This is a genomic window from Bacillus sp. 1021 (assembly GCF_014534735.1).
GTDB classification, from domain to species: Bacteria; Bacillota; Bacilli; order Bacillales; family Bacillaceae; genus Bacillus; species Bacillus siamensis.
The window spans coordinates 32599-54932 of sequence record NZ_JACVSR010000008.1; the positions used below are offsets into that span (position 1 = coordinate 32599).

Here is a 22334-nt window from a genome sequence, read left to right on the forward strand (position 1 = left end):
TAGGATTATTTTTTATGAATATTTTTCACATAATCTTCTTTATTTACTTGTCTTGCTCTGGCAATGGCAAGCGCTTCGCCCGGCACATCTTCAGTTACGGTTGAGCCCGCTGCGACGTATGCGCCTTCTCCCACTGTGACAGGAGCGACCAGATTGGAGTTGCAGCCAATAAACGCGCCGTCTTCAATTTTGGTTAAATATTTGTTCTTCCCATCATAATTGACCGTGATGGAGCCGCACCCGAGATTGACGTCCGTGCCCACTTCGGCATCACCGATATAGCTTAAATGAGATGCTTTGCTTCGGTCGCCGAATTGTGTTTTCTTGATTTCCACAAAGTTTCCGATCTTCACTTCATTGCCGATTGCGGAATCAGGTCTGATGTGAGCAAAAGGACCGATATTTACATCATTCCCAACTTTGCTCCGATTGACAACGGATTGTTTAATCACAGTGCGGCTGCCGATCGAGCTGTCCTCTATCTCAGTGTGAGGGCCGATGACACATTCATCGCCGATTTCAGCTTGTCCCTTTAACACAGTTCCGGGATAAATAACTGTATCTTGTCCGATACGTGCGTCAGGTGAGATGTACGTATTCATCGGATCGATTAAAGTGACTCCGTTTTGCATATGCCGTTTGTTAATACGCTCTTTCATATACATTTCAGCCTGAGAAAGAGCGACTCTATCATTCACTCCGAGCGTCTCTTGGAAGTTACCAGTCTGGTAAGCGGCAACAGTTTCGCCTTCGTCTTTGAGGATTTCGATTACATCCGGCAGGTAATACTCGCCTTGGGCATTTTCATTCGAAACCTGTTCGATGACACGAAAAAGGGCCTCGTTATCAAAACAGTACGTTCCCGTGTTGATTTCTTTCACAAGACGTTCTTGCTCCGAAGCATCCTTATGCTCCACGATTTTTTGAACGGCGCCGTCTTCTCCCCGGATGATTCTTCCGTATCCGGCGGGATCGTCGGCAACGGCCGTTAACACCGTGGCTTTTGCGCCTTTGTTTGTATGTTCATTCAGCATGGCTTCCATCGTCTCCGCCGTCAGAAGCGGTGTATCGCCGCAAATAACGATCGTGACACCTTTCTCTCCGTGAAGAAATGGTTTTGCCTGCTTGACTGCATGAGCCGTACCGAGCTGTTCTGCTTGGAGAGCGTAATCGCTTTTCTGTCCGAGCTGCTTTTTCACATCTTCGGCGCCATGTCCTACGATGGTGACAAGCTTCGCTAAAGATAATTTCAGAGCCTCGTCTGCGACGTGCTCTACCATAGGCTTTCCGCATACCGGATGAAGGACCTTATAAAGCTTAGATTTCATTCTCGTTCCTTTTCCGGCAGCTAAAATCACTGCAAACCGCTTATCCATTTAATGGCCTCCAATATCCCTTTTATCCATAGAAAAATATATCCTAAATAGCTGTTGATTTCAAGAAGACATCAAAAAGTGCAAGAATTTTCTATGTAATCGCTTTATTACTGAAAAATCAGATTTAAAAAAGGACTGCCGGAAAAGGCCTTGTGTCAGCCTTTATCAGCAGTCCTTACATTTTGTTATGTTTAAGAAGCCCCAGCTTCTTCATATTCTAATGCTTCAGAATCACCCAAACGATGATACTCATTTAAAACAGCATCCTGGATCTTGCCCCGCGTGCTGGAATTAATAGGATGAGCAATATCGCGGAATTCTCCATCAGGGGTGCGTTTACTCGGCATCGCAACGAAAAGACCATTGTTTCCATCAATCACACGAATATCATGTACGACAAATTCGTGATCCAGCGTGATGGATGCAATCGCTCTCATGCGACCATCGGTATTCACGCGGCGTAATCTTACGTCAGTAACTTCCACAGTAGTTCACCACCTTTTCCCTATATAAAAGCATTAGTCTAACAATTCCACGATTCTTTTTAAATTCCTGCACATTTCAAAAAGTTTTTTTGAAAATATAGGATATACATACACAATTAGGTGATAAACCATATCGGGGGATCATATACTGCATAAAAAAAGTGATTCCGGAGACCGGAACCACTTTTCTGAGATTTAAGATTTCACCAGCGCAATGACTTCAATTTCCACGAGAGCGTCTTTCGGCAGTCTCGCCACTTCCACACAAGACCTTGCCGGCTTATGTACATCAAAGTATTGTCCGTACACTTCATTCACTTCCGCAAACTGCTCCATATCAGCAATAAACACCGTTGCTTTTACAACCGTCTCGAGAGAAGCGCCCGCTTCTTTCAGCACAGCCTTTAAATTGCTGAACACCTGATGCGTTTGTTCTGTGATATCACCGTTTACCATTTCTCCTTCAGCAGTAAGAGGAATCTGGCCTGAGCTGTAAAACATGTTGTTTACGATGATTCCTTGTGAATATGGCCCGATTGCTGCCGGCGCGTGTTTTGTATGGATTGCTTTTGTCATTTTTCTGTCTCCCCATTCTTTAAATGCTGTTCTTTAAAAAATCGCAGAAAATTGCCGTTTTGAATCTCAATCGTTTTGTCTTTCATATTGATGGTTGAAAGTGTGAGCAGCGACATGTATTCATCGACAAGCCGTTCATTCACTCCCTCAGCTTCAACCAAGACGCCTATTCCCGCGACGTTCGCATTAAACTCATCAAGCAGGCTGATCATGCCGTTTATGGTGCCGCCCGCTTTCATGAAGTCGTCAATAATCAAAACGTTCGACCCCGTGGCCAAACTTCTTTTCGCAAGTGACATCGTTTGAATGCGGTTAGACGACCCTGATACATAATTGATGCTCACCGTGGAGCCTTCCGTCACTTTATTGTCTTTTCGTACGATGACAACCGGAACGTTCAGATAACTGGCCGCTGCGTAAGCGAGAGGGATTCCCTTTGTCGCAACGGTCATCACCACATCAATCTCCCGCTCCGCAAAAACGGAAGCAAAAAGCCTGCCTACATGAGAGAGGACAGATGGTTTGCCTAAGATATCCGTTAAATATACATAACCGCCCGGAAGGATACGCTCAGGATTTACTAAAGACTGTCCCAGCTCCTGTATAAACGCTTCTGCTTCAGCCTGTTTCACTTTCGGAATGTATTTGACGCCTCCGGCAGCTCCCGGCACTGTAAGCAGCGTCCCAATGCCTTGCTGTTCGAAGGTCTGTTTAATAATCGTTAAATCTTCACTGATTGATGACTTTGCTGATTGATACCGTTCAGAGAAAAACGTTAACGGTATTAATTCATGCGGATGGGTTAACAAATAATTTGTTAAGTCCACCAATCTGCCGCTGCGACGAAACTTCATGAACTTACCCCCAAAATCCGAATAATTTAAAAACAATATAACTTAACATACGGATTTAATCAAGAGCATTCTGTTCGCCGATCATCCGCACCGCGTACACCTGATCACAGAAGCCTCTTAACCCGTTATAAATCCGCTGCACCTTTGATTCGTATTGAACCAAACCGAATACAGTCGGTCCGCTTCCGCTCATTAACACCGCATCGGCACCGAAGCGTTTCATTTGATTTTTAATCATCGCCACCTCGGGATGAAGGTTGAGCGTAACCGATTCCAATACGTTTCCTAGTTGGCTGCATACCTTTTGGAAACTTTTTTCTTCAATTGCGTCAATCATTGCCTGTACATCCGGATGCCGAACCTGCTGCAAATTCAGCCGGCGGTACACTTCGGCGGTCGATACCCCGATCGTCGGTTTGGCGAGCACGACCCAGCAATGAGGCGGAGCACTGATATGCCTGATCTTCTCACCGCGTCCGGTTGCCAGGGCAGTGCCTCCGTAAACGCAGAAGGACACGTCTGAACCGATTTCAGCGCCAAGCTCCGCGAGCTCTTCGACAGAAAGCTTTAAATTCCAAAGCCTGTTCAGCCCTCTTAGTGTGGCAGCCGCATCGCTGCTTCCGCCGGCAAGCCCTGCCGCTACAGGGATCACCTTTGTGATCATAATGGAAACGCCTTTTTTGACTTGAAACCGTTCTTTGAGCAGTTTGGCTGCCTGATAAGCCAGATTTCTTTGATCATCCGGAACAAAGCGATTATGCGACGCCACTCTGATAACGTTTTCGGGCAGTTCTGTCAGTTCAATCCGATCTGCCAAATCAATTGTCGTCATGATCATCTCCACTTCATGATAACCATCCGGGCGTTTACTCCTCACATCGAGGGACAGATTGATTTTGGCCGGCGCTTTTTCTAAAATACGCATAGCTTTCACCTACTTCTCCATCTAAACATAAGTATGAACATTGTATCACATTTGGAGACCCGGAGGTACTTATCCGAAATTGACGCCGATTTTGACAGCCGATAGAAAAAACCGGGGAACGGATTGTCCCCCGGGCCACTGCATTATCGGTTATTTTGGTTCTGAGCCGCCATCTGCTGTTCGGCAATCTCAATCGCACGCTTTACCATATTCCCGGCATCGCGCGCCCGAATGCCGCCCCAGCCCTCGTTTTTCACCGTATCGTAAAAACCAAGGTCCTTTGCCAGCTCATACTTGAACTCATCTGACATAACTCCACGACGTCTGCCCAAACGAAACAACCCCTTTTATAGAATTGATCACCATTCGTGCACGCCACGATAAAACATGTGACACTTATAGCTTCCGTTTAATCAGCTGAAACTTTCGAGGGAATAATTAGAAGAGCTTTAGAAGGCAAAACAAAAAGCAGTAAACAAAAGGTTCACTGCCCATTAAAATGCTACTGAGCTTGCCGCATCATCATTGAATGTCAATTCAACAGTCTCAGTCAGAATATCAGCATAACTGTATGAAACTCTTTCAAACGAATTCTCGTCTTGATCTAGTTGTATCACAAAAACAGAAGGGTACGTCTCAGCTAAAATGCCCGAACGCTCAATCGTTTTTCGGCGGCCGCCGTTTGCTTTTAACGTAAGCCGTTTACCTAAATTCCCATCAAGCGATCTTTTTATATCGGACAACGTCTTCGCCATTGCATCCACCTCACTACATTTATTGTACAACAAGAGCCCAATTTTGTCAAACAAAATTTAAATTATATCAACGTTAATAAGTCATTGTCAACAAAATTATTTTGACAAAATTCTATTGATTTCTGCATTATTTTTCACAAGTTCCGGAAATTTATGTATCAATATGTAAAATAATTAACCCGCATAGCGAATTTCATGCGGGTTTTTCACTCATCCATTTGATTTATACGGCATACCGACACGCAGCACACCCTTCGTTTCAATGCCTCCCAGCCCTTTCTCTCTCGTCAGCGTATTTCTCAGGACATCCCACACATTAATCCGCTCCATAAACGGAGTGAAGCTGATTTTCGCGACAATATATACCGGGTCAAGCGCATGAATGTTGACGCGTGACGGTGAACTTGCAAAATTCGCGCCCGCTTTAATTAAAGACTCGAAATGGGATTGGCAGGCACCCGCGAATATGACAAGCTGGTCCAAGTGGGGGACTTTTCGTCTCGCTCTTTGAACCGTTTCGACAAAGTGTTTAGAATGCCTGTAGGCGCTTAAATCGTTCACGTCTCCCTTATGCTTGGAATATGCATCATGGCCGGTGATGACTAAAATATCCGGCCGGTATTTATCGAGCAGCTCCTCAATGGATGCCGGCATTTTTTTCTCATGGCAGTGAATCCCGTACACCGGCACACCGATTTTTTCGTAAAAGTTCAGGCACTTTTTCAAATAAGCCTCATCGCCGTCCAAATGCAATACCTTGCCGGGCATATGAAAGTAGTGCTCCTGATGCTGATATTGATTCGTCGCATAATATTCCTGTTTTTCCCGAAGCAGCTTATAATCCTGGCGGAGCAGCTCGAGAGATTCATTCATCCTGCTTTCATCTTTCTGCTTTCTCACGGCCTGTTCGTCTTTTCTTACAGGCGCCAAATCAGAAAAATCAGCATCCGCAATCAATCTGACTTCGTCACCATGCAGGATGGCAATTGAATTTCCTTTGCTTGTTTGCTCTATGCCGATAATGCGAAATAAAACATCCATTTGATAGGATTTTCTGGCTACCATATCTCCTATTTGAAATTGCACGTTACCCACTCCACAAATAGACTAAGCCTCATCATGAAAGAAGCCTTATCAAATGCACCTCTTTCCGCTGCGGCGCTTGATGTTTCAAGCTTTTCTTGCAGTTGAATGAATAAGGTTCTTCTCTAGCCTATGTAGCGGCAGTCCAAGTGGTGACGCAAAACAAAAAGCCCTTCTTAGAAAAGGGCTTTATACAATCCGTTGGACAGGAGCGCGAATTCTTCTATAGACAGGGATTCACCGCGCCGCTTTCCGTCAATATTCGTTTCTTGGAGAATTTCTTCGATTTGAGCTTTCTTCTCTTTTCCGCCCGGAAGATTGTTCACAAGGTTGTTCAGCAAGGTTTTCCGGCGCTGAGCGAAGCTTGCTTTAATCAGCTGGAAGAAAAACGGTTCATTATCGACGTCAACCGCCGGGCCGTCTCGAAGCAAGAGACGGATGACCGCGGAATCGACATTAGGCTGAGGCACAAACACCGTTTTCGGTACGGTCATGACCGTTTTGGCCTCCGTGTAGAACTGAACTGCGATGGAAAGCGATCCGTACTCCTTAGAGGAAGGATCAGCCGCCATCCGCTCAGCGACCTCTTTTTGCAGCATGACGACAATTCCTTTTAAGGGAAGATGCTCTTCCAAAAGCTTCATGATGATCGGGGTCGTTACATAATACGGAAGATTCGCCGTCACCATAATTTCATCACAATCCTGAAACTGCTCTTCAATGACGGATTTGACGTCTGCTTTCAGCACATCCTGATGAATGATCGTTACATTGTCATACGGAGACAGCGTATCATTGAGAATGGGCAGGAGGCGCTGATCAATTTCAAACGCGACGACCTTTTTCGCCCGTTTGGCAAGCTGCTCTGTCAGCGCGCCGATTCCGGGTCCGATTTCAATGACTCCGGTCCGATCCGTTATTTCCGCATGGTCCACAATTCTGTCCAATATGTTTGTATCAATTAAGAAATTCTGTCCCAGACTCTTTTTAAAAGAGAAACCGTATTTTTTCAGAATTTCTTTCGTTCTGATAGGTGTCGCGATATCTTTATTGTTCATCCTGTTCCTCCTGCATCATAGCATCGAGCGCATCAATAAAATCACTTCTTTTGATTTGAAACATCTGCAGCCGTTTTTGAAGCTGTTTGCCGTTTGTATAGCCGATCTTCAGCAGGTCGCCCAATCGTTCGCGGCGTCTTTTGGCAGCCGGCCCGCCGATCAGACCGGCTTGTATTAAATCTTCAGCCGAAATCTCACTCGGCTTTGCCTCCATCTCTTCATGCACATTTTCCAGACATGCTCTGATGCTTTCAATGGATGCGTGCTCAACGCCGATGCCGCGCTTGTTCTTCGGTTTGGCAAGATGTTTGGGCAGAAATGCGTGTTTACAGCCGGGTACTGCTTCGGAAATGGTTTTCCGGATCTTTTCCCCCGGAAAATCCGGGTCCGTCAGCACGATGACTCCTCTCGTTTCCTGCGCCAGCCGAATCTGCCTGATGACTTCATCTCCGATTGCCGAACCGTTCGTCTCAATCGTATCCGCATCAACGGCAAGTTTAATGCGCGCAGTGTCATCGCGTCCCTCGACTACAATAATTTCTTTAATTTTCATTACTTCCTCCAAAAAAACTTTTTATATCCAAAACGAAACCTTTGTTTACATGTCACGTCTAATATACTGAAAATACACTTTACCTATTATAACGAAAAAAACAGAGGGCGCAAAACCCTCTGAATGAATCGGAATTAATTTAAAATTTTTATTTTGACCTGTTTCTTTCCCCAGCGGTATGCCGAAGATTTTTCAGGGAAAAAGACATCAATCCGTCTTCCTTTAATGGCTGAGCCCGTATCTGCGGCCACAGCATCCCCGTATCCGTCTACGTGGACTCTTGTGCCGAGCGGAATGACGCTTGGGTCTACCGCAATGACCTTGGCATTCGGATTGCTTGTCAGGTTAACGCCTGTAGCCGTATGGCCGGAACAGCCGCTGCAGCTTGCGGTATATGCCGTGGAAGACACGGTAATCACTTTACCGGAAGATCCGGTTTCACCCGAAGATGCCTTCACCGGTGCACTGAGCTGCTCAATCTTGGGACTGTGCCGCTTTGTGCCGACCGCAATGATCTGATCTTTGCTTTTTTCAGATGTTTCTTCTTTGACAAGCTTTCTTGATACTTCTTTTCCATTTTCTTTGACAACATGAAAATGCTTTTTAAGCTTGCCTTCTTTTCCTTTTTGAACGATCTTTTCTTTCCCGTTGTCGAGAGACGCATCCTCTTTTTCTTTCACTCGATACGCTATTTTTTCCTCAACTACATCGGTGACTTTTTCGATACGAGTGATTTGTATGCCGGCCTGATCTTTTGTGAGCTTTTCGTGTAATGCCGGTTTTACTTGATCTTCGTCTTTCATGTCCATCTTATGCTGCGTTAAAAAGTCAGCGACCGTAGTCGAAGTCGTCCATATTTTCTTTTTCTTTCCCGCATCATTTACAGTGACCTGAAAAGCCGGGTCGACCGTGACTTTCATGCCGTTTGTCACTTTCGTATCTGCTGCTGGATCTATTTTATCGTGCTGATTCACAGGTGTATGCTGTTCGTTCAGAAATGCGCCGACTGTTTTTGCCGTTGACCATAAAGTCTTTTCTTCTCCGCCTCTTGTCACACGGATCTGCTTTGCAGCATCATATACGACATTCATGTTCTCAGCCAATGCTGTCTGCTTAGACGGGGTAATCCGGTCTTCATTTCTTGTCTCTATATGTAAATCTTCCAGAAGTTCCCCAACCGTTTTTGCATGAGTGCGTATTTGCTTTTTCTTGCCGTTGATAGAAACAGAGACTGATTGTTTTGAGAGCTCATGTGCCCCGTATGCAGTCCCGGTTCCGCCCAGCAGAATAATAGCTGCAATAAGAATAACCTTGCTTTTACCAAGCTTTACGGAAAACAGTTTTTTCATTTTTTGTGTGATGAAAAACGCCTCCTTCTCCTCGGAGAGATTATATAGAGTATCTAAAATGCTGTCAACCCTCCCATCTCGAAGATCAAAAACCTTCAGCGTATCCCTCATTATGCAAAAACAAAGCAAAAAAAGGAAGAGAGACATATCGACAACCTATCTTATGAGAAGAAGGAAGCTTGTAGAACCGTTTTACATATCCACTGAATCGGACAAGCCTTTACACGTTACGACAGCGCATTTTGTCAGTTCATGCGGAAAAGTCTTTTTGCGTTTTCGGTTGTTATCGAAGCAATTTCTTCATACGTCAGTCCTTTTAATTCCGCGAGCTGTTCAGCAACATATTTCACGTAGCTTGGCTCATTTCGTTTGCCGCGGAAAGGATGGGGTGTCAGGAAAGGACAGTCAGTTTCGATCAGCAAACGGTCATTCGGAATTTCCTTTGCCACTTCTTTTGGTTTCTTCGCATTTTTGAAGGTAACCGGTCCTCCGAATGAGATATAGAAATTCATATCCATACACTGCCGCGCAACCTCCGCGCTGCCCGTAAAGCAGTGCATAATGCCGCCGACTTCTTCCGCTCCCTCTTCTTTCAAAATCGTGACAACATCCTCAGTCGCATCACGGTTGTGGATGATAATTGGAAGGTTCACTTCTTTGGCAAGCGCGATTTGTTTCCGGAATACCTCTTTTTGGATATCCTTCGGTGATTTGTCCCAGTGATAGTCAAGGCCCATTTCTCCGATTGCCACGACTTTTTCATGAGCAGACAGTTCCTTAATCCATGATAAATCTTCCTCTGTCATGTCAATTGCGTCTACCGGATGCCAGCCGATCGCAGCGTATATAAAGTCATATTCCTCAATCAGCTCCATTGCACGCGTTATGGTAGGTTTGTCGAATCCGACAACGACGATTCGTTCAACTTTTTCAGCCTTTGCACGCGCAATGACTTCTTCTAAGTCTGTGTCGAATTGCTCGGCGTTTAAGTGTGCATGTGTATCAAAAAGCATCATAAAAACTCCTTTCTTGTTGAAAAACAAAAGGTGTTCGACGAAATGTTACACGTGAAACACCTTTTGCATCTATTATTTAATTCTGGTGCCTTTCGGTAATGACTGGTCGACAGCTACAACCTTAAGGACGCCGTCAGATTCTCCTGCCAGTATCATCCCTTGAGAAAGCTCGCCTCTCAGTTTTACCGGTTTTAGATTCGTTACACAAATGATCTTCATTCCCACAAGCTGATCCGGTGTGTAATACTTCGCGATACCTGATACGACTTGGCGCTGTTCAAAGCCCAGATCAATTTGCAGCTTCAGCAGACGGTCCGCTTTTTTTACCGGTTCTGCGGACAAGACTTCTGCGACGCGAAGTTCTGTATCCATAAATTGATCAAACGTAATTTCCGGAAGACGCTCTGCTTCTTGCGGCTCATCTGTTTTTTCTTCTTTCACAGGAGCAGTCCCTTGCATTTTTTGCTTGATGTAAGCTACTTCCTCTTCAGCTTCAAGACGAGGGAAAAGCGGCTCCCCTTTTTTCACTTTCGCGTTCTTTAATTGGCCGAATGTCTGGATGCTGTCCCAAGCTTTAAGAGACTGATCCTCAACTCCGAGCTGGGCAAACATTTTTTCAGGCGTCTGCGTCAAGAAAGGCTGGAGCAGTACGGCCGAAATACGCAATGATTCAGCTAAATGATACATGACAGAACGTAATTCTTTTTCTTTTTCCTGATCTTTTGCCAGCACCCACGGAGCAGTTTCATCAATATATTTGTTCGTACGGCTGATTAATTGCCATAGTGTTGATAAAGCCACTGAAAACTCCATGTTTTCCATTGCCTTTTCATATGCTTTAACCGTTTCACCGGCTACAGAAGAAAGCTCTTGATCAAAATCAGTCACATTTCCTTCATATGAACCGATCTCACCGTCAAAATACTTTTGGATCATAGCGACTGTACGATTCAGAAGGTTTCCTAAGTCGTTTGCCAAGTCATAATTAATCCGTTCTACAAAACCTTCCGGCGTAAAGACACCGTCTGAACCAAACGGCACTTCGCGAAGCAGGTAATAGCGAAGCTCATCCAAGCCGTATCGTTCAATCAATGTTACCGGATCAACGACATTTCCTTTTGATTTCGACATTTTTCCGTCTTTCATCAATAACCAGCCATGCGCGAATACTTGCTTAGGGAGCGGGAGATCAAGCGCCATCAGCATAATCGGCCAGTAAATGGTATGAAAACGGACAATTTCTTTACCGACAAGGTGGACGTCAGCAGGCCAGTACTTTTTGTAAAGCTCGTCATTTTCCGTATCGTAACCGAGCGCCGTAATGTAGTTGAATAATGCGTCAATCCATACATACACGACATGCTTCGGGTTTCCCGGCACTTTTACGCCCCAGTCAAACGTCGTTCTGGAAACGGCCAAATCTTCAAGCCCCGGTTTAATGAAATTGTTAATCATTTCATTTTTGCGTGATTCAGGCTGGATGAAGGAAGGATTGTCCTCATAAAACTTCAGCAGGCGGTCTGCATATTTGCTCATGCGGAAGAAGTATGACTCCTCTTTGATTAATTCGACTGGATGGCCGCTGTCCGGGCTTTTTCCGCCGACAACCTCACCCTTTTCATTTCGTTCCACATCCACCAGCTGTGTTTCAGTATAGAATGTTTCATCAGGGATGCTGTACCAGCCCTCATACTCATCCAGATAGATATCACCATTATCAAGAAGCTTTTGGAACACTTTCTCAATAATTTCTTTATGCCGGCTTTCCGTCGTCCGGATGAAATCATCGTGAGAAATGTCGAGCTGCTTCCATAGTTTTTGGATCTCAGCCACGGCACGATCGACATAAGCCTGAGGTGTGATATTCTCTTCCTCCGCTTTCTGCTGGATTTTTTGTCCGTGTTCATCCGTTCCTGTCAGGTAGCGTACGTCAAATCCTTTTAATCTTTTGTAACGCGCCATCGCATCGCCGGCCACGGTAGTATAAGCATGGCCGATATGTAATTTTCCGCTCGGATAATATATCGGGGTCGTAATATAAAAAGTATTATTGTCTTGCGGCATGTTGCAACCTCCCATTCAGAATGTCGAAAAGCTCACGCCCAAAGGACGAGAGCGGTTTTATTTGATATACAATATTGATATTTGTCCTCTATCTATGATACCATCTTAGCCTTTAAGATCAAGGATATATACGTACTGCGCGTAAAAGAGTAAATAAAATTAAAAATTTTTATTGAAATTAAAAAAAGTCTTAACATGTCGAAATTTGTCGTATATAATCTACTAATATAAAACATCTTGGTTCGAAAGTCTTGATTTAAAAGGATTTTCAGTAGGATAATAGGTTCGAAAAAGCAGTCAAAAAGCCTGTTATTTCAGGATTTCCAAGGCTTTACTTACTATAAGAACTAATTCTTACAATCAATAGTAAACAAAAAGATTGACGATTATTGGAAACCTTGTTATGCTAGGAATGTAAGGAATTTTGTCGAATAATGACGAAGAAAAATATAAACTACAAAATAATTATCTCTCGGGAGGAGACTGTTAATGAAATCTACTGGTATCGTACGTAAAGTTGATGAACTTGGACGCGTAGTTATCCCTATCGAACTTCGCCGTACACTGGGCATCGCAGAAAAAGACGCTCTTGAAATTTATGTTGATGATGAAAAAATCATCCTAAAAAAATATAAACCAAACATGACTTGCCAAGTCACTGGTGAAGTTTCTGATGATAACCTTAAACTTGCCGGCGGCAAATTGGTACTCAGCAAAGAAGGCGCTGAGCAAATCATCTCTGAAATTCAAAATCAGCTTCAAAACCAAAAATAAGTTATTTCATACAAAAACCGTTCTTGTTACGATACAAGAACGGTTTTTTTTATGATTGAATGTGATAAGCGTCATAAATCTCGCGTTTCGGAACGTTCCGATCTACCGCTGTTTGTTTTATGGCCTGTTTGGAAGATGCTCCTTCGTTTATGTAATGCTCCACATGCTCTTTCTCAGAAAGCTCCGTCCACCAAGGCTTGTCATCTTCATCCGGTTCAGTGGCTTGATTGCCTTCGACAACGAGACAGAACTCACCGCGGATTTGATCTTCATTTGCCCATTCAAGCACCTCGGCGACCGTTCCTCTGATAAATTCCTCGTACTTTTTCGTTAATTCTCTCGTGACGGCGATGTTTCGATTTCCTAAAACGTCATGCATGGCGGTTAATGTTTCTTTTAATCTGTGCGGCGCTTCGTAAAAAATCATCGTTTCCTGGCGTTTTTTCAGGATTTCGAGTTCTTTCTTCTTTTCTTTCTTCTGTCTGTTTAAGAATCCGTAGAAGAAAAACGGCTGCGGGGTGATGCCTGATGCGGTCAGCGCAGTTAATGCCGCATTTGCACCGGGAAGCGGTACGACATAACCGCCGATTTGGGTAAAATCTCTTACAATCTCAGCCCCCGGGTCGGAAATTGTCGGCATACCGGCGTCACTGACCAAAGCCACATTCTTTCCGTTTTTCAGCCATTCAATAATTTTATGGCCGCTGCTTTCTTTGTTGTGTTCATGATAACTGGTAAGAGATGTTTCTATGTCATAGACGTGGCACAGCTTTTTCGTCTGTCTCGTATCTTCGGCAGCTATGACATCGACCGATTTCAGCGTCTCCACTGCGCGAAAGGTCATATCTTCCAAGTTGCCGATCGGTGTAGGAACAAGATAAAGGATTCCCATTTCAGATTTTCCGTTAAAACTCATCTGGCGACTTAACATATACAGCCTCCTTGCTGCTTCGTTTTTCTTCTATATATTGTTCTTTTTTCTTTCGAGTCAGCTGCTTAAAACGGTATTCCGCCTGCATGGCTTCCCGTTTTGTGTCAAATGATTCCGCATGGCATAACGAAACCGGCCTCCGCGCCCTTGTGTACTTCGCGCCCTTTCCCTCATTATGGGTTTTCAGCCGTTTTTGCAGATCATTTGTATAACCGGCATAAAGACTGTTGTCATTGCACAGCAGTACATAAAAGTAATGACTATTTGTCTCCATATAAAATCGTGCGGATCTCTTTCGTATATTCATTTTGTTCATCATATACAAACAGCGGAGGAAGTATTTTGAGATCAGGGCGGCCGCCTTTAATTCCTTCAACCAAAATAGTGTTCGCTTCTTTTCCTTGTTTCGGATAGATAAACTGAACCCGTTTCGGTTCTATTCGGTACGCTTTCATTAATTCAAAGATTTCCAAAAGCCGTCCCGGCCGATGAACGAGAGCCGCTTTCCCGCCTTGCTTCAGCAGTTTGCTGCTGACAGAAATCACATCTTCAAGCGTGCAAAGAATTTCGTGCCTTGCGATTCTGAGATGTTCGTTCAGGTTTTGCTCAGCCTCTTTCGGTGTTTTAAAATAAGGCGGATTGCAGGTGACAACATCATATTTATTATGTCCGAGTCTTTCCGGCATATTTTTCAGATCATCATGAATGAGGCTGATCTGACCGCCCAGCCCGTTGTATTCCACGCTTCGGAGCGCCATATCATACAAACGCTCCTGAATTTCAACCCCGGTGATATCCGCCTTTGACCTTGTACTGAGCAAAAGCGGCACAATTCCATTCCCCGTACATAAATCAACGATGTTTCCCTTTTGAATCGGAACGTATGCAAACTTTGACAGCAGCACGGCATCTAATGAAAAAGCGAAAACCGTCGGGCTCTGTACAATTTTCATGTCCTCTGCTAATAAGTAATCCAATCTTTCATCATCACGTAATGAAACCATAATCTTATTCCTTTCGGCACTCTTTGAAAAAGGCTTCCGACATCAGCGGAAGCCTTTTCCTCATTTTTTATTTAAGAAGGACAGACAAAAAAGGCAATCTCCCTTGCGGACGCTCCCATAATGGACGTTGCAAATATGAAAGCCTTCTTGATACAGCCGGGCCAGATTGTCGTAGCCTTCTCCTATATCACTTTGCTCTGCCTTCTGTGTTTTTGTTTCTTTCTGATCGGCTTTGAATTGCTCAATTTGCTCTGTCGTGTCATCAAGCCGCTTACGCAAATGCTTGTTTTCAAGCTGAAGATGGTGATTCTCTTCAATCATTTCGCCGATATGCTGCTTTAAGTCACCCAGCTGACGGTACAGCGAACCGATTTGTTCCTCCAGGTTTATGACAGTATCAAATAACTCTTTTTTATCCAAGGTTCCACACCTCGTTAATCTGTGGTTTGTGCGGATACGACGCCCTCTTCCAAGAGCTCTTCCCAAGTATATTCTATCACTTTTTCACGATTCTTCAGTTCCACCTGAAGCACCCGTTCCAGAATATTAAGACCGACAACCTTTGCGGGGCCGTTTGCCGTCGTAATCATTTCGCCTAAATCCGGCAGCTGTTCTTTTGCCGTCTCATACTCATCATTTTCGTACTTTAAACAGCACATCAAACGGCCGCACAGACCGGAAATTTTCGTCGGGTTCAACGATAAATTTTGATCCTTTGCCATTTTGATGGATACCGGTTCAAAATCACCGAGGAACGTGGAGCAGCAAAGCATTCTCCCGCACGGGCCGATACCGCCGAGCATTTTCGCCTCGTCCCTCACACCGATTTGGCGCAACTCGATTCTTGTTTTAAAGATAGAAGCCAAGTCTTTGACCAATTCCCTGAAATCAACCCGTCCGTCAGCCGTGAAGTAAAAAATGACTTTATTGCGGTCAAACGTAAACTCAACATCAACGAGTTTCATATCTAAGCCGTGGTCAGCTACTTTTTTCTGACAGACTTCAAAGGCGGACAGGGCCTCTTGTTTGTTTTCTTCTACAATGAGAAGATCGCGTTCATCAGCAACGCGAATGACCTTTCGAAGCGGAAGCACAACATCATGCTCGTCCACTTGTTTATTTGCGATGACAACCTGCCCGTATTCGACACCTCTTACAGTTTCAACAATGACGCAGCTGTCCTGTTCTATATCAAATCCGTTCGGATCAAAATAATAAATTTTCCCCGCTTTTTTAAAGCGGACGCCTATTACGTTGTACAAGCTTATCCCTCCTGCAACGTTAACACCAAGTGCTCCATTAATCCCTGTGTATTCACATTGGAATGAAGCCGTTTTTTTGCTTCTAAAACAGCGAGAATTTGGTTCGTAACGCTTTCTTGTGTAAATTGCAGCGCATGCTGTTTTATTGATTGGAATAAGTCTTGATAAATCAGTTTATCTTCATTTCCAATTTGGATGGATAATACATCACGGTATATCAATAAGAGCATATCAAGACCCATTTCTTGATGGGTTTTTTCTTTGAAAAAGGGCACCCACTGATCCTGAATGAAGAAAAAGGCATGTCCTTTCCGCTGATGTAAGACTTCATACAATTTTATCACTTTCGCTCTGGACTCTGCAAACTCATCATTTCGACTTAATTCGACTGCTTCCGCAATATTATTTGTCATATTTGCTAAGAGTCTGGCCATGTGAGGGCTTACTTCCTGTTCAACCAGCCTTTCTTCTATTGCTTTCGGCTGAAGCGGCTGAAACGGAAGAACCTGGCATCTCGAAACGATGGTATCCAATATTCTGTGGAGCTGCTCAGTAATCAGAATAGCGATAGTGTCTTGACTCGGCTCCTCTAAAAATTTCAGCAGACTGTTTGCCGCATTTGTCGTCATTTGATCCGCATGGGATATAATGTACAGCTTTTTATGCGATTCCAGTCCTGTTTTAGAAAACTCCTCCTGAAGCGATTGGATCTGAGCTTTTTTAATGGATAATCCGTCGGGCTGAACCACATGCAGGTCGGGGTGGTTTCCGGAATCAATACGCTTGCAGTTCCGGCACTCCCCGCAAGGCTCAGTCCCGTCTTCAAGGCAAAAAAAGCTTTTTGCGAGAAGCAGTGCGGCATCCAATTTGCCAGTACCTTTTTTGCCTTCAAACAGATATGCGTGAGAAAGCCTTTTCTTTTCAATGCTATTATGCAAAAGACGCATCACTCTGGGCTGCTGCCCGGTCATTTCCTTCCATGATATTGCCATTGTATCACTCTCTATGTGTAAAGGTTAATCAATAAACCTTTTATTTCTCCGATTCGATCCAGCAAATCAATTGCCGGTTTTTCCTGATCTAACATCTCTTCCGTCAGCTGGAGCAGCTTTTCATCTATTTCTTTCACAAGCCCCAGGGTCCGGCTGCTGCCGTACAGGTCAAAGCTTTTCGTCGTTTCATGCGATAATCCGCTGTCAACGGCCTCTTTCACAAAACGTTTTACCAATCCTTTGAATTTCGCTAAGTCTTTGAAGTTCCTCGACTTCGTCAGTCTTTTCCCGAACGTTTCTATATCCGTTAAGAACCTGCTCAGCTGGTCAAATTTCAGCTTGCTGCTTTGGCTGTCCATTGAACTTTTAAACGTCCCGGAGAGCTCTGCCGCTTTATAAGCAGGCTGCTGCTTTTTCTCAATAAATGTGCGTAAGTCAGAATTTATTTTCACGTCGTCAAATCCTTAAAATTGATGAAATTCATCGACCGGAAGGACAAAGACCGTCGCTCCGCCGACTTCCACTTCGACAGGATAAGGAACGTAAGAATCCGCATTCCCGCCCATCGGGGATACCGGGGCAATCATTTGATCACGTTTACAGCCATTTTCTTTAATGAGGCTGAGCGCTTTATCGACACGGATATCCTCCACCCCGATCATAAACGTCGTATTGCCTGATTTAAGAAATCCGCCTGTTGTCGCAAGCTTCGTCACCCTGAAGTTGTGGTCGGTTAATACTTTCAAAAGTCTGTTGCTGTCTTGATCCTGCACCACTGCCACTATTAATTTCATTCTATAGGCCCCCTTTAGGTTGGAAAGAACATGGTCGTTACATTCATTATATCAACTTATGAGAAACAGGTCACAACTGAATTTTTTTCAATGTTTCATTTATCACCTGAAGTACGTCCTGAATGACGAGTTCCTTCTTTTTCGATGCGTCGATTGTATGAAATCTTTCAGGGAAACGCTGCATCACCTTTTGATATCCTTCCCGTACTTTCGTGTGAAAGTGCAGGGCCTCAAGATCAAGACGATTCTTTTCTCTTGAATCATTCGACGTAATCCGTTTCAGCCCTTCTTCCGGATCGATAGAAAAATAGATAGTGACATCAGGCATCGTATCGCCGATTGCAAACTGGTTAATAGAAAGCACTTCATCAATGCCGAGCCCTCTCGCATAGCCTTGATAAGCCAGCGAACTGTCGATAAAACGATCGCACAGCACAATGCGTCCTTCTTCCAATGCAGGCTGCACCTTCTCGGCTAAATGCTGTCTTCTCGCAGCGGCGTAGAGCAGCGCCTCCGTTTTTGCATCCATCAGTGTATTGTTTTTATTTAAGATCACTTCTCTGATCTGTTCCGCAATGTCGATGCCGCCCGGTTCTCTTGTCGCTGTTACCGGAAGCCCCTTTGCCGACAGAATCTCTTTCACTTCCTGAAGCACAGTCGTTTTCCCTGCGCCTTCAGGACCTTCAAATGTAATAAATAAACCGCTCATGATTTCTCCTCTTCTGTATAAACAAGTAGTTGTTCCCCGTTTAACAAGCCTTGAATATGCGCGTCCATGCCGATTAAACGGGAAAGCTTTTGTACGATCTCTTCTGTTATCCGTTCTCCGTCCATGATCAGCGGAATTCCCGGGGGATAGGGAATAATATTCCCCGCGTGCAAGCGCCCGGCCGCCTTATTTATATCCGTAAGCTCTTTTGTAAACTTCCGCATCTCATTTTGCGGATATTCAAGTGTCGAAATGGACGGAAAGGTCCAATTCACGGTATCCGGCAATTTATCGGGCGGTGTATTCTCCAGTTTCCTCTGTATGTTTCTAACGGTTTCCTGTTCTATCATCCGCCGGCCGCCTATCGGCAGGACGAGCAATACTTGGTACTCGTCAGCCAGCTCGGCAACAATGCCTTCACTCTCCAACATACTTTGTAATGAATAGCCGGAATGTCCGAGCTTTGACCGAAGAATGAATTTTAACGGGTCCGCCCTGAGCCCAAATCCGGAAGGTTCGATCATTTCAATAGAAGAAATTGATGCGAACATTCGTTTGATTTGTTCAATATGCGCCATATGACCGGGGAGTGTCCCTTTTTCAGCGATATCCTGAACATAAGCGCGCGCCGTATCTAAAGAGGCCATTATCGGATATGACGGGCTGCTGCTTTGCAAACTGCTTAAATAATAGGTTAATCGATCTCTGTCAATACGGGTGCTGTTTAAATGAAAGTAAGATCCCATCGTCATAGCCGGAAGCGTTTTGTGAGCCGATTGAACAACGGCATCCGCTCCCATATCTAATGATGATGGCGGGAACGGTTCACCTAACACAAAGTGAGCGCCATGAGCCTCATCCACCAGTACAGGAACGCCGTATGAATGGGCTTTGTTAACTGCCGCGGTCAAATCGGCAGCATGCCCGTAGTAAGTCGGATTAGTCAGAACAAGGCCTTTCGCATTCGGATATGACGCTAACGCTTTTTCAATGACCGGAAGGGGTACATGGGCCGGAACATGCATGTTTTTGTCAATTTCCGGCGCTAAATACACCGGATTGGCTCCGGCCATTGCCACCGCATGGAAAACAGACTTGTGACAATTACGCTGGATCAGAATGGGTTCGCCCGGTTCACAAACAGCTAAAATCATCGCCAGATTGCCGGCAGTCGTTCCATTGACGAGAAAGAAGCTTTCCTGAGAACCGTAAAGTCTGCTCAGCAAATCCTGTGCTTCCTTGATGACTCCCGTCGGGTGATGTAAGTCATCAAGCCCTGTGATCTCAGTCATATCAATAGATAAAAGAGATTGATATACTGATCTGGCTTCATCAAAAAAGACATCTCCATTGTGATGTCCCGGAACATGAAAAGAATACGTATTTCGGTGCGCATGCTTCAGCAGCGCTGTATATAAAGGTGTGTCCATATTTTAAACAAATCCTTTGCCTGTCTTTCTTATTATATCGTGCCTGTGAGCCAACTTAAAGCTAAGACTTTTTGCCAACTAGCCATTCTCCCGGCCGGACTTCATATTAAGCAGTTTCTTTTTCAAATCGCCTTCCATGATCATGAGCTCCTCCTCGGCCCGCCTGCGCTTCATCCTGCCTTCTTCTTGAATAGACATGATTTCTTCCAGTGTGGTGACTAAACTTTCCTGCACTTTTTTTAAGGTATCTGCCTCAACAAGTCCGCGCTCATTGGCTTTGGCGGTCTCGACTGTACTTGTTTTCAAAAGCTCCGCATTTTTCAGGAGCAATTGATTCGTCGTATCCGCCGCCTTCTGCTGCGCATCTGCCGCACTCTGCTGCTTCATTAGTGTCAGGGCGATGGCGACTTGATTCTTCCATAAAGGAATAGCCGTAACAATGGAGGACTGAATTTTCTCTGCCAGTGCCTGATTCGTGTTTTGAATCAGACGGATTTGCGGCGCACTCTGAAGCGTAATCTGCCTGCTCAGCAGCAGATCATGCACTCTCTTATCCAGACGGCCGGCAAACTGGCGAAGGTCATTAACTTCCTGAGCGGCCATTTGATTGTGTTCCCCTAATTCAGCTTTTCTTACCGCTTCGGGAATCAGCTTTGTTTTCAGCTCATCTAACTTTAATTCACCCGCTGCTATATACATATTTAAGTCAGAAAAGTATCGTTTATTTTGGGCATACAGCTGATCTAACCTTTTATTATCACTCAACAGCCCATTTTTAGAAAGTTCGAGCCTTCTGCTGATACGGTCAATCTGCACACTGGTCTTTTGATATTTCGAAAGCACTTCTTGTACAGAGCCGGATACCCTTTTGAACAAACGGGCAAAGAATCCTTTGTTTTTCATCTGCAGATCATCGGGGTTTACCTGGTCAAGCTTTCTCATCAAATCAGACAGTATCTGTCCCATCTCTCCTGCATCTTTTCTTTGCACATGCTCTATCATCGTATGGGAAAATTCAAGAAGATTCGCCTGCGCCTGTGAACCAAATAGAACAATGCTTTGCATGTTCCCGGGATCCAGTTTTTCAGCGAGCTGAAGTGCCGCTTCTCTTTTTTCTTCCGGCAGCGTATCTGCAAGCTTTAGATCAGCCTGATCATTTTGAGCGCCCGTGATATCATCGGAACGGTCTTTGGCCATTTCCTTCCCCCTTTCTTACTTTCTCAGTGACTGCTTTGCCATATCTAATTCAAAATGCAGATCATCGATGTCTTCCTTCATCAGTTCATGAAGATCCTCTTCCAGCCGCCTGGCAAGCTCCGCAAGAGTCATCCTTGTCTGACTCAAGGACATTGATAAATCTTTATTTTTTCGCGGCTGTGATGAGAGCAGAGCATACTTTTCAGTCAGCTCCACAACAGAATCAAGCGTTTGATAATAGAAACGCTCCGCCTGATAAAAACGCTTCGGCTCCTGCTTTGTGAGCAGATATATCCGCCGGGTTATCCGCAGTATCTCTGCATTCTGCTTCAGCATTTGTATACTTTTAGAGCGAAAAAGCGCCCTGCGTAATCGAACGATTTTATTTCTTGCTTCCTCAAGATTTTCCTTGATATAAGTATATTCTTTTCTTGTCAGCCGGTGTTTTTTTAAAAAGAGGCGCTTCGCATTCCACAGTCCGGCCATACTGACGGCAGTTCCGCCTGCTGCTCCGTATAAAAGCGAATACAGAAAAGGCTGATGCCCTATCGTAAAAGCGGCTGTTCCCGCTAATACAAAAACCGCGCTGCCGCAAAGCATCCATTTCATATATTGAATAAACGGTTTCATATTAGATCGACTCCTATTTATTCACTTTTATCAGTATTATCTATTACATTCCATTTCTAAACAAGTTCCTCTTCTTATCGTATCAGTTCTTTTATAAAAAGTGAAAAAACTACTCCCTTATTTTAAAGCAAAAAAAAGACCCTTTTCAGGGTTAAGAATATAATGTCGGTGTATGAAGGCTTTTCAGTTTACGAACGAAAAATTCATAATTCGGATCAGAGGTTGGAGTTGAAACTACTTTCTTCTCACACTCTAAACATATAAATTTCGTATAAATATGAATACCCCTGCTTTTTTTAGTTTCACACACAATACATGTTTCTTCATGGCTGGACGTTTCATTCATTTGTGCCCACCTCCGTATGAATAGCCTTCCCTGAAGCCATTGATTGTATACACAATTTGGACCTTTTTGAAGTTTGCAATTAGTATATGGGCGTTGCCGTATTTCGGTGTTTGTATTGTTTTTATTCAAAACAAAAAAGGCAGCTCATGATGAGCTGCCTTTACCGTTATG

General features: G+C 44.3%; 27 protein-coding genes. 1 reads left to right on the forward strand and 26 read right to left on the reverse strand.

From position 1 onward, the window contains the following. Positions 1 to 5: 5 nt before the first annotated feature. The 13 genes from glmU to metG form a co-directional block, all read right to left on the reverse strand. Complete coding sequence (gene glmU / locus ICW23_RS18395; protein WP_016936524.1) at positions 6 to 1376, reverse strand: bifunctional UDP-N-acetylglucosamine diphosphorylase/glucosamine-1-phosphate N-acetyltransferase GlmU; 1371 nt, start codon at positions 1374 to 1376, stop codon at positions 6 to 8. A 191-nt stretch (positions 1377 to 1567) separates the two neighbouring features. Beyond that, positions 1568 to 1861 (reverse strand): septation regulator SpoVG, encoded by a 294-nt coding sequence (gene spoVG, locus ICW23_RS18400; protein ID WP_004264660.1) that lies wholly within the window; start codon positions 1859 to 1861, stop codon positions 1568 to 1570. A gap of 195 nt (positions 1862 to 2056) precedes the next feature. Next, entirely contained in the window at positions 2057 to 2437 is a 381-nt protein-coding gene (gene ridA, locus ICW23_RS18405) for a 2-iminobutanoate/2-iminopropanoate deaminase (RefSeq protein ID WP_004264663.1), read from the reverse strand. Next, positions 2434 to 3291 (reverse strand): pur operon repressor, encoded by an 858-nt coding sequence (gene purR, locus ICW23_RS18410; RefSeq protein ID WP_004264666.1) that lies wholly within the window; start codon positions 3289 to 3291, stop codon positions 2434 to 2436. Before purR ends, ridA begins: the two co-directional genes overlap by 4 nt. Before the next feature lie 55 nt (positions 3292 to 3346). After that, the gene (gene ispE / locus ICW23_RS18415) at positions 3347 to 4216 is read right to left on the reverse strand and encodes a 4-(cytidine 5'-diphospho)-2-C-methyl-D-erythritol kinase (protein WP_047478089.1); all 870 of its coding nucleotides are present in this window, start codon (positions 4214 to 4216) and stop codon (positions 3347 to 3349) included. A gap of 143 nt (positions 4217 to 4359) precedes the next feature. Further along, a complete protein-coding gene (locus ICW23_RS18420) occupies positions 4360 to 4548 on the reverse strand; it encodes a small, acid-soluble spore protein, alpha/beta type (protein WP_011996172.1) in 189 nt (62 codons plus the stop codon). Positions 4549 to 4710: 162 nt separating this feature from the next. After that, the gene (gene veg, locus ICW23_RS18425) at positions 4711 to 4971 is read right to left on the reverse strand and encodes a biofilm formation stimulator Veg (protein WP_003218330.1); all 261 of its coding nucleotides are present in this window, start codon (positions 4969 to 4971) and stop codon (positions 4711 to 4713) included. Positions 4972 to 5181: 210 nt separating this feature from the next. Beyond that, positions 5182 to 6057 (reverse strand): sporulation peptidase YabG, encoded by an 876-nt coding sequence (yabG, locus tag ICW23_RS18430; protein WP_016936522.1) that lies wholly within the window; start codon positions 6055 to 6057, stop codon positions 5182 to 5184. Positions 6058 to 6230: 173 nt separating this feature from the next. Continuing rightward, positions 6231 to 7112 carry a 16S rRNA (adenine(1518)-N(6)/adenine(1519)-N(6))-dimethyltransferase RsmA gene (gene rsmA, locus ICW23_RS18435; protein WP_016936521.1) on the reverse strand — a complete coding sequence of 294 codons (882 nt, stop codon included), beginning with the start codon at positions 7110 to 7112 and terminating at the stop codon, positions 6231 to 6233. Next, on the reverse strand, positions 7102 to 7665 hold the full coding sequence (rnmV, locus tag ICW23_RS18440) for a ribonuclease M5 (RefSeq protein WP_013350755.1): 564 nt from the start codon (positions 7663 to 7665) through the stop codon (positions 7102 to 7104). The genes rsmA and rnmV overlap by 11 nt, the downstream gene beginning before the upstream one ends. A gap of 134 nt (positions 7666 to 7799) precedes the next feature. After that, positions 7800 to 9125 carry a G5 and 3D domain-containing protein gene (locus ICW23_RS18445; RefSeq protein ID WP_095242191.1) on the reverse strand — a complete coding sequence of 442 codons (1326 nt, stop codon included), beginning with the start codon at positions 9123 to 9125 and terminating at the stop codon, positions 7800 to 7802. A 134-nt stretch (positions 9126 to 9259) separates the two neighbouring features. Then, complete coding sequence (locus ICW23_RS18450) at positions 9260 to 10027, reverse strand: TatD family hydrolase (RefSeq protein WP_016936519.1); 768 nt, start codon at positions 10025 to 10027, stop codon at positions 9260 to 9262. 75 nt (positions 10028 to 10102) lie between these two features. After that, positions 10103 to 12094: a methionine--tRNA ligase gene (metG, locus tag ICW23_RS18455; protein ID WP_188154907.1), complete on the reverse strand. Its 1992-nt coding sequence runs from the start codon at positions 12092 to 12094 to the stop codon at positions 10103 to 10105. A gap of 483 nt (positions 12095 to 12577) precedes the next feature. Between metG and abrB the strand changes: the two genes are divergently transcribed. After that, the gene (gene abrB / locus ICW23_RS18460) at positions 12578 to 12868 is read left to right on the forward strand and encodes a transition state genes transcriptional regulator AbrB (protein WP_169510469.1); all 291 of its coding nucleotides are present in this window, start codon (positions 12578 to 12580) and stop codon (positions 12866 to 12868) included. 49 nt (positions 12869 to 12917) lie between these two features. Here the strand turns inward: abrB and rsmI are convergent, their stop codons facing one another. The 13 genes from rsmI to ICW23_RS18525 form a co-directional block, all read right to left on the reverse strand. Continuing rightward, entirely contained in the window at positions 12918 to 13799 is an 882-nt protein-coding gene (gene rsmI / locus ICW23_RS18465) for a 16S rRNA (cytidine(1402)-2'-O)-methyltransferase (RefSeq protein WP_095242189.1), read from the reverse strand. Beyond that, positions 13774 to 14073: a GIY-YIG nuclease family protein gene (locus ICW23_RS18470; RefSeq protein WP_188154908.1), complete on the reverse strand. Its 300-nt coding sequence runs from the start codon at positions 14071 to 14073 to the stop codon at positions 13774 to 13776. The genes rsmI and ICW23_RS18470 overlap by 26 nt, the downstream gene beginning before the upstream one ends. After that, the gene (locus ICW23_RS18475) at positions 14060 to 14803 is read right to left on the reverse strand and encodes a tRNA1(Val) (adenine(37)-N6)-methyltransferase (protein WP_049627760.1); all 744 of its coding nucleotides are present in this window, start codon (positions 14801 to 14803) and stop codon (positions 14060 to 14062) included. Before ICW23_RS18475 ends, ICW23_RS18470 begins: the two co-directional genes overlap by 14 nt. Positions 14804 to 14863: 60 nt before the next feature. Continuing rightward, the gene (yabA, locus tag ICW23_RS18480; RefSeq protein ID WP_016936514.1) at positions 14864 to 15223 is read right to left on the reverse strand and encodes a replication initiation-control protein YabA; all 360 of its coding nucleotides are present in this window, start codon (positions 15221 to 15223) and stop codon (positions 14864 to 14866) included. A gap of 14 nt (positions 15224 to 15237) precedes the next feature. Beyond that, positions 15238 to 16065: a competence/sporulation regulator complex protein RicT gene (ricT, locus tag ICW23_RS18485; protein WP_004264723.1), complete on the reverse strand. Its 828-nt coding sequence runs from the start codon at positions 16063 to 16065 to the stop codon at positions 15238 to 15240. A 2-nt stretch (positions 16066 to 16067) separates the two neighbouring features. Continuing rightward, positions 16068 to 17057, reverse strand: a complete 990-nt coding sequence (gene holB / locus ICW23_RS18490) for a DNA polymerase III subunit delta' (RefSeq protein WP_016936513.1) — start codon at positions 17055 to 17057, stop codon at positions 16068 to 16070. 11 nt (positions 17058 to 17068) lie between these two features. Continuing rightward, positions 17069 to 17509: a YaaR family protein gene (locus ICW23_RS18495; protein WP_016936512.1), complete on the reverse strand. Its 441-nt coding sequence runs from the start codon at positions 17507 to 17509 to the stop codon at positions 17069 to 17071. A 12-nt stretch (positions 17510 to 17521) separates the two neighbouring features. Then, positions 17522 to 17851 carry a cyclic di-AMP receptor DarA gene (gene darA, locus ICW23_RS18500; protein WP_004264734.1) on the reverse strand — a complete coding sequence of 110 codons (330 nt, stop codon included), beginning with the start codon at positions 17849 to 17851 and terminating at the stop codon, positions 17522 to 17524. A 70-nt stretch (positions 17852 to 17921) separates the two neighbouring features. Beyond that, positions 17922 to 18560 (reverse strand): dTMP kinase, encoded by a 639-nt coding sequence (tmk, locus tag ICW23_RS18505; RefSeq protein WP_016936511.1) that lies wholly within the window; start codon positions 18558 to 18560, stop codon positions 17922 to 17924. Then, the gene (locus ICW23_RS18510) at positions 18557 to 19990 is read right to left on the reverse strand and encodes an aminotransferase class I/II-fold pyridoxal phosphate-dependent enzyme (protein ID WP_188154909.1); all 1434 of its coding nucleotides are present in this window, start codon (positions 19988 to 19990) and stop codon (positions 18557 to 18559) included. Before ICW23_RS18510 ends, tmk begins: the two co-directional genes overlap by 4 nt. 78 nt (positions 19991 to 20068) lie before the next feature. Beyond that, positions 20069 to 21187, reverse strand: a complete 1119-nt coding sequence (locus ICW23_RS18515) for a toxic anion resistance protein (protein ID WP_188154910.1) — start codon at positions 21185 to 21187, stop codon at positions 20069 to 20071. 15 nt (positions 21188 to 21202) lie between these two features. Then, on the reverse strand, positions 21203 to 21817 hold the full coding sequence (locus ICW23_RS18520) for a 5-bromo-4-chloroindolyl phosphate hydrolysis family protein (protein ID WP_016936508.1): 615 nt from the start codon (positions 21815 to 21817) through the stop codon (positions 21203 to 21205). Between the two features lie 151 nt (positions 21818 to 21968). Then, positions 21969 to 22163: a sigma factor G inhibitor Gin gene (locus ICW23_RS18525; protein WP_007409914.1), complete on the reverse strand. Its 195-nt coding sequence runs from the start codon at positions 22161 to 22163 to the stop codon at positions 21969 to 21971. Positions 22164 to 22334 lie beyond the last annotated feature (171 nt).

Excerpts from the sequence above, each read along its gene's own strand:
- glmU (WP_016936524.1), bottom strand. The coding sequence starts at position 1,376 with ATGGATAAGCGGTTTGCAGTGATTTTAGCTGCCGGAAAAGGAACGAGA.
- ridA (WP_004264663.1), bottom strand. The coding sequence starts at position 2,437 with ATGACAAAAGCAATCCATACAAAACACGCGCCGGCAGCAATCGGGCCA.
- purR (WP_004264666.1), bottom strand. The coding sequence starts at position 3,291 with ATGAAGTTTCGTCGCAGCGGCAGATTGGTGGACTTAACAAATTATTTG.
- ispE (WP_047478089.1), bottom strand. The coding sequence starts at position 4,216 with ATGCGTATTTTAGAAAAAGCGCCGGCCAAAATCAATCTGTCCCTCGAT.
- veg (WP_003218330.1), bottom strand. The coding sequence starts at position 4,971 with ATGGCGAAGACGTTGTCCGATATAAAAAGATCGCTTGATGGGAATTTA.
- rsmA (WP_016936521.1), bottom strand. The coding sequence starts at position 7,112 with ATGAACAATAAAGATATCGCGACACCTATCAGAACGAAAGAAATTCTG.
- rnmV (WP_013350755.1), bottom strand. The coding sequence starts at position 7,665 with ATGAAAATTAAAGAAATTATTGTAGTCGAGGGACGCGATGACACTGCG.
- ICW23_RS18445 (WP_095242191.1), bottom strand. The coding sequence starts at position 9,125 with ATGAGGGATACGCTGAAGGTTTTTGATCTTCGAGATGGGAGGGTTGAC.
- ICW23_RS18450 (WP_016936519.1), bottom strand. The coding sequence starts at position 10,027 with ATGCTTTTTGATACACATGCACACTTAAACGCCGAGCAATTCGACACA.
- metG (WP_188154907.1), bottom strand. The coding sequence starts at position 12,094 with ATGCCGCAAGACAATAATACTTTTTATATTACGACCCCGATATATTAT.
- rsmI (WP_095242189.1), bottom strand. The coding sequence starts at position 13,799 with ATGTTAAGTCGCCAGATGAGTTTTAACGGAAAATCTGAAATGGGAATC.
- ICW23_RS18470 (WP_188154908.1), bottom strand. The coding sequence starts at position 14,073 with ATGGAGACAAATAGTCATTACTTTTATGTACTGCTGTGCAATGACAAC.
- ICW23_RS18475 (WP_049627760.1), bottom strand. The coding sequence starts at position 14,803 with ATGGTTTCATTACGTGATGATGAAAGATTGGATTACTTATTAGCAGAG.
- holB (WP_016936513.1), bottom strand. The coding sequence starts at position 17,057 with ATGGCAATATCATGGAAGGAAATGACCGGGCAGCAGCCCAGAGTGATG.
- darA (WP_004264734.1), bottom strand. The coding sequence starts at position 17,851 with ATGAAATTAATAGTGGCAGTGGTGCAGGATCAAGACAGCAACAGACTT.
- tmk (WP_016936511.1), bottom strand. The coding sequence starts at position 18,560 with ATGAGCGGTTTATTTATTACATTTGAAGGTCCTGAAGGCGCAGGGAAA.
- ICW23_RS18510 (WP_188154909.1), bottom strand. The coding sequence starts at position 19,990 with ATGGACACACCTTTATATACAGCGCTGCTGAAGCATGCGCACCGAAAT.
- ICW23_RS18515 (WP_188154910.1), bottom strand. The coding sequence starts at position 21,187 with ATGGCCAAAGACCGTTCCGATGATATCACGGGCGCTCAAAATGATCAG.
- ICW23_RS18520 (WP_016936508.1), bottom strand. The coding sequence starts at position 21,817 with ATGAAACCGTTTATTCAATATATGAAATGGATGCTTTGCGGCAGCGCG.
- ICW23_RS18525 (WP_007409914.1), bottom strand. The coding sequence starts at position 22,163 with ATGAATGAAACGTCCAGCCATGAAGAAACATGTATTGTGTGTGAAACT.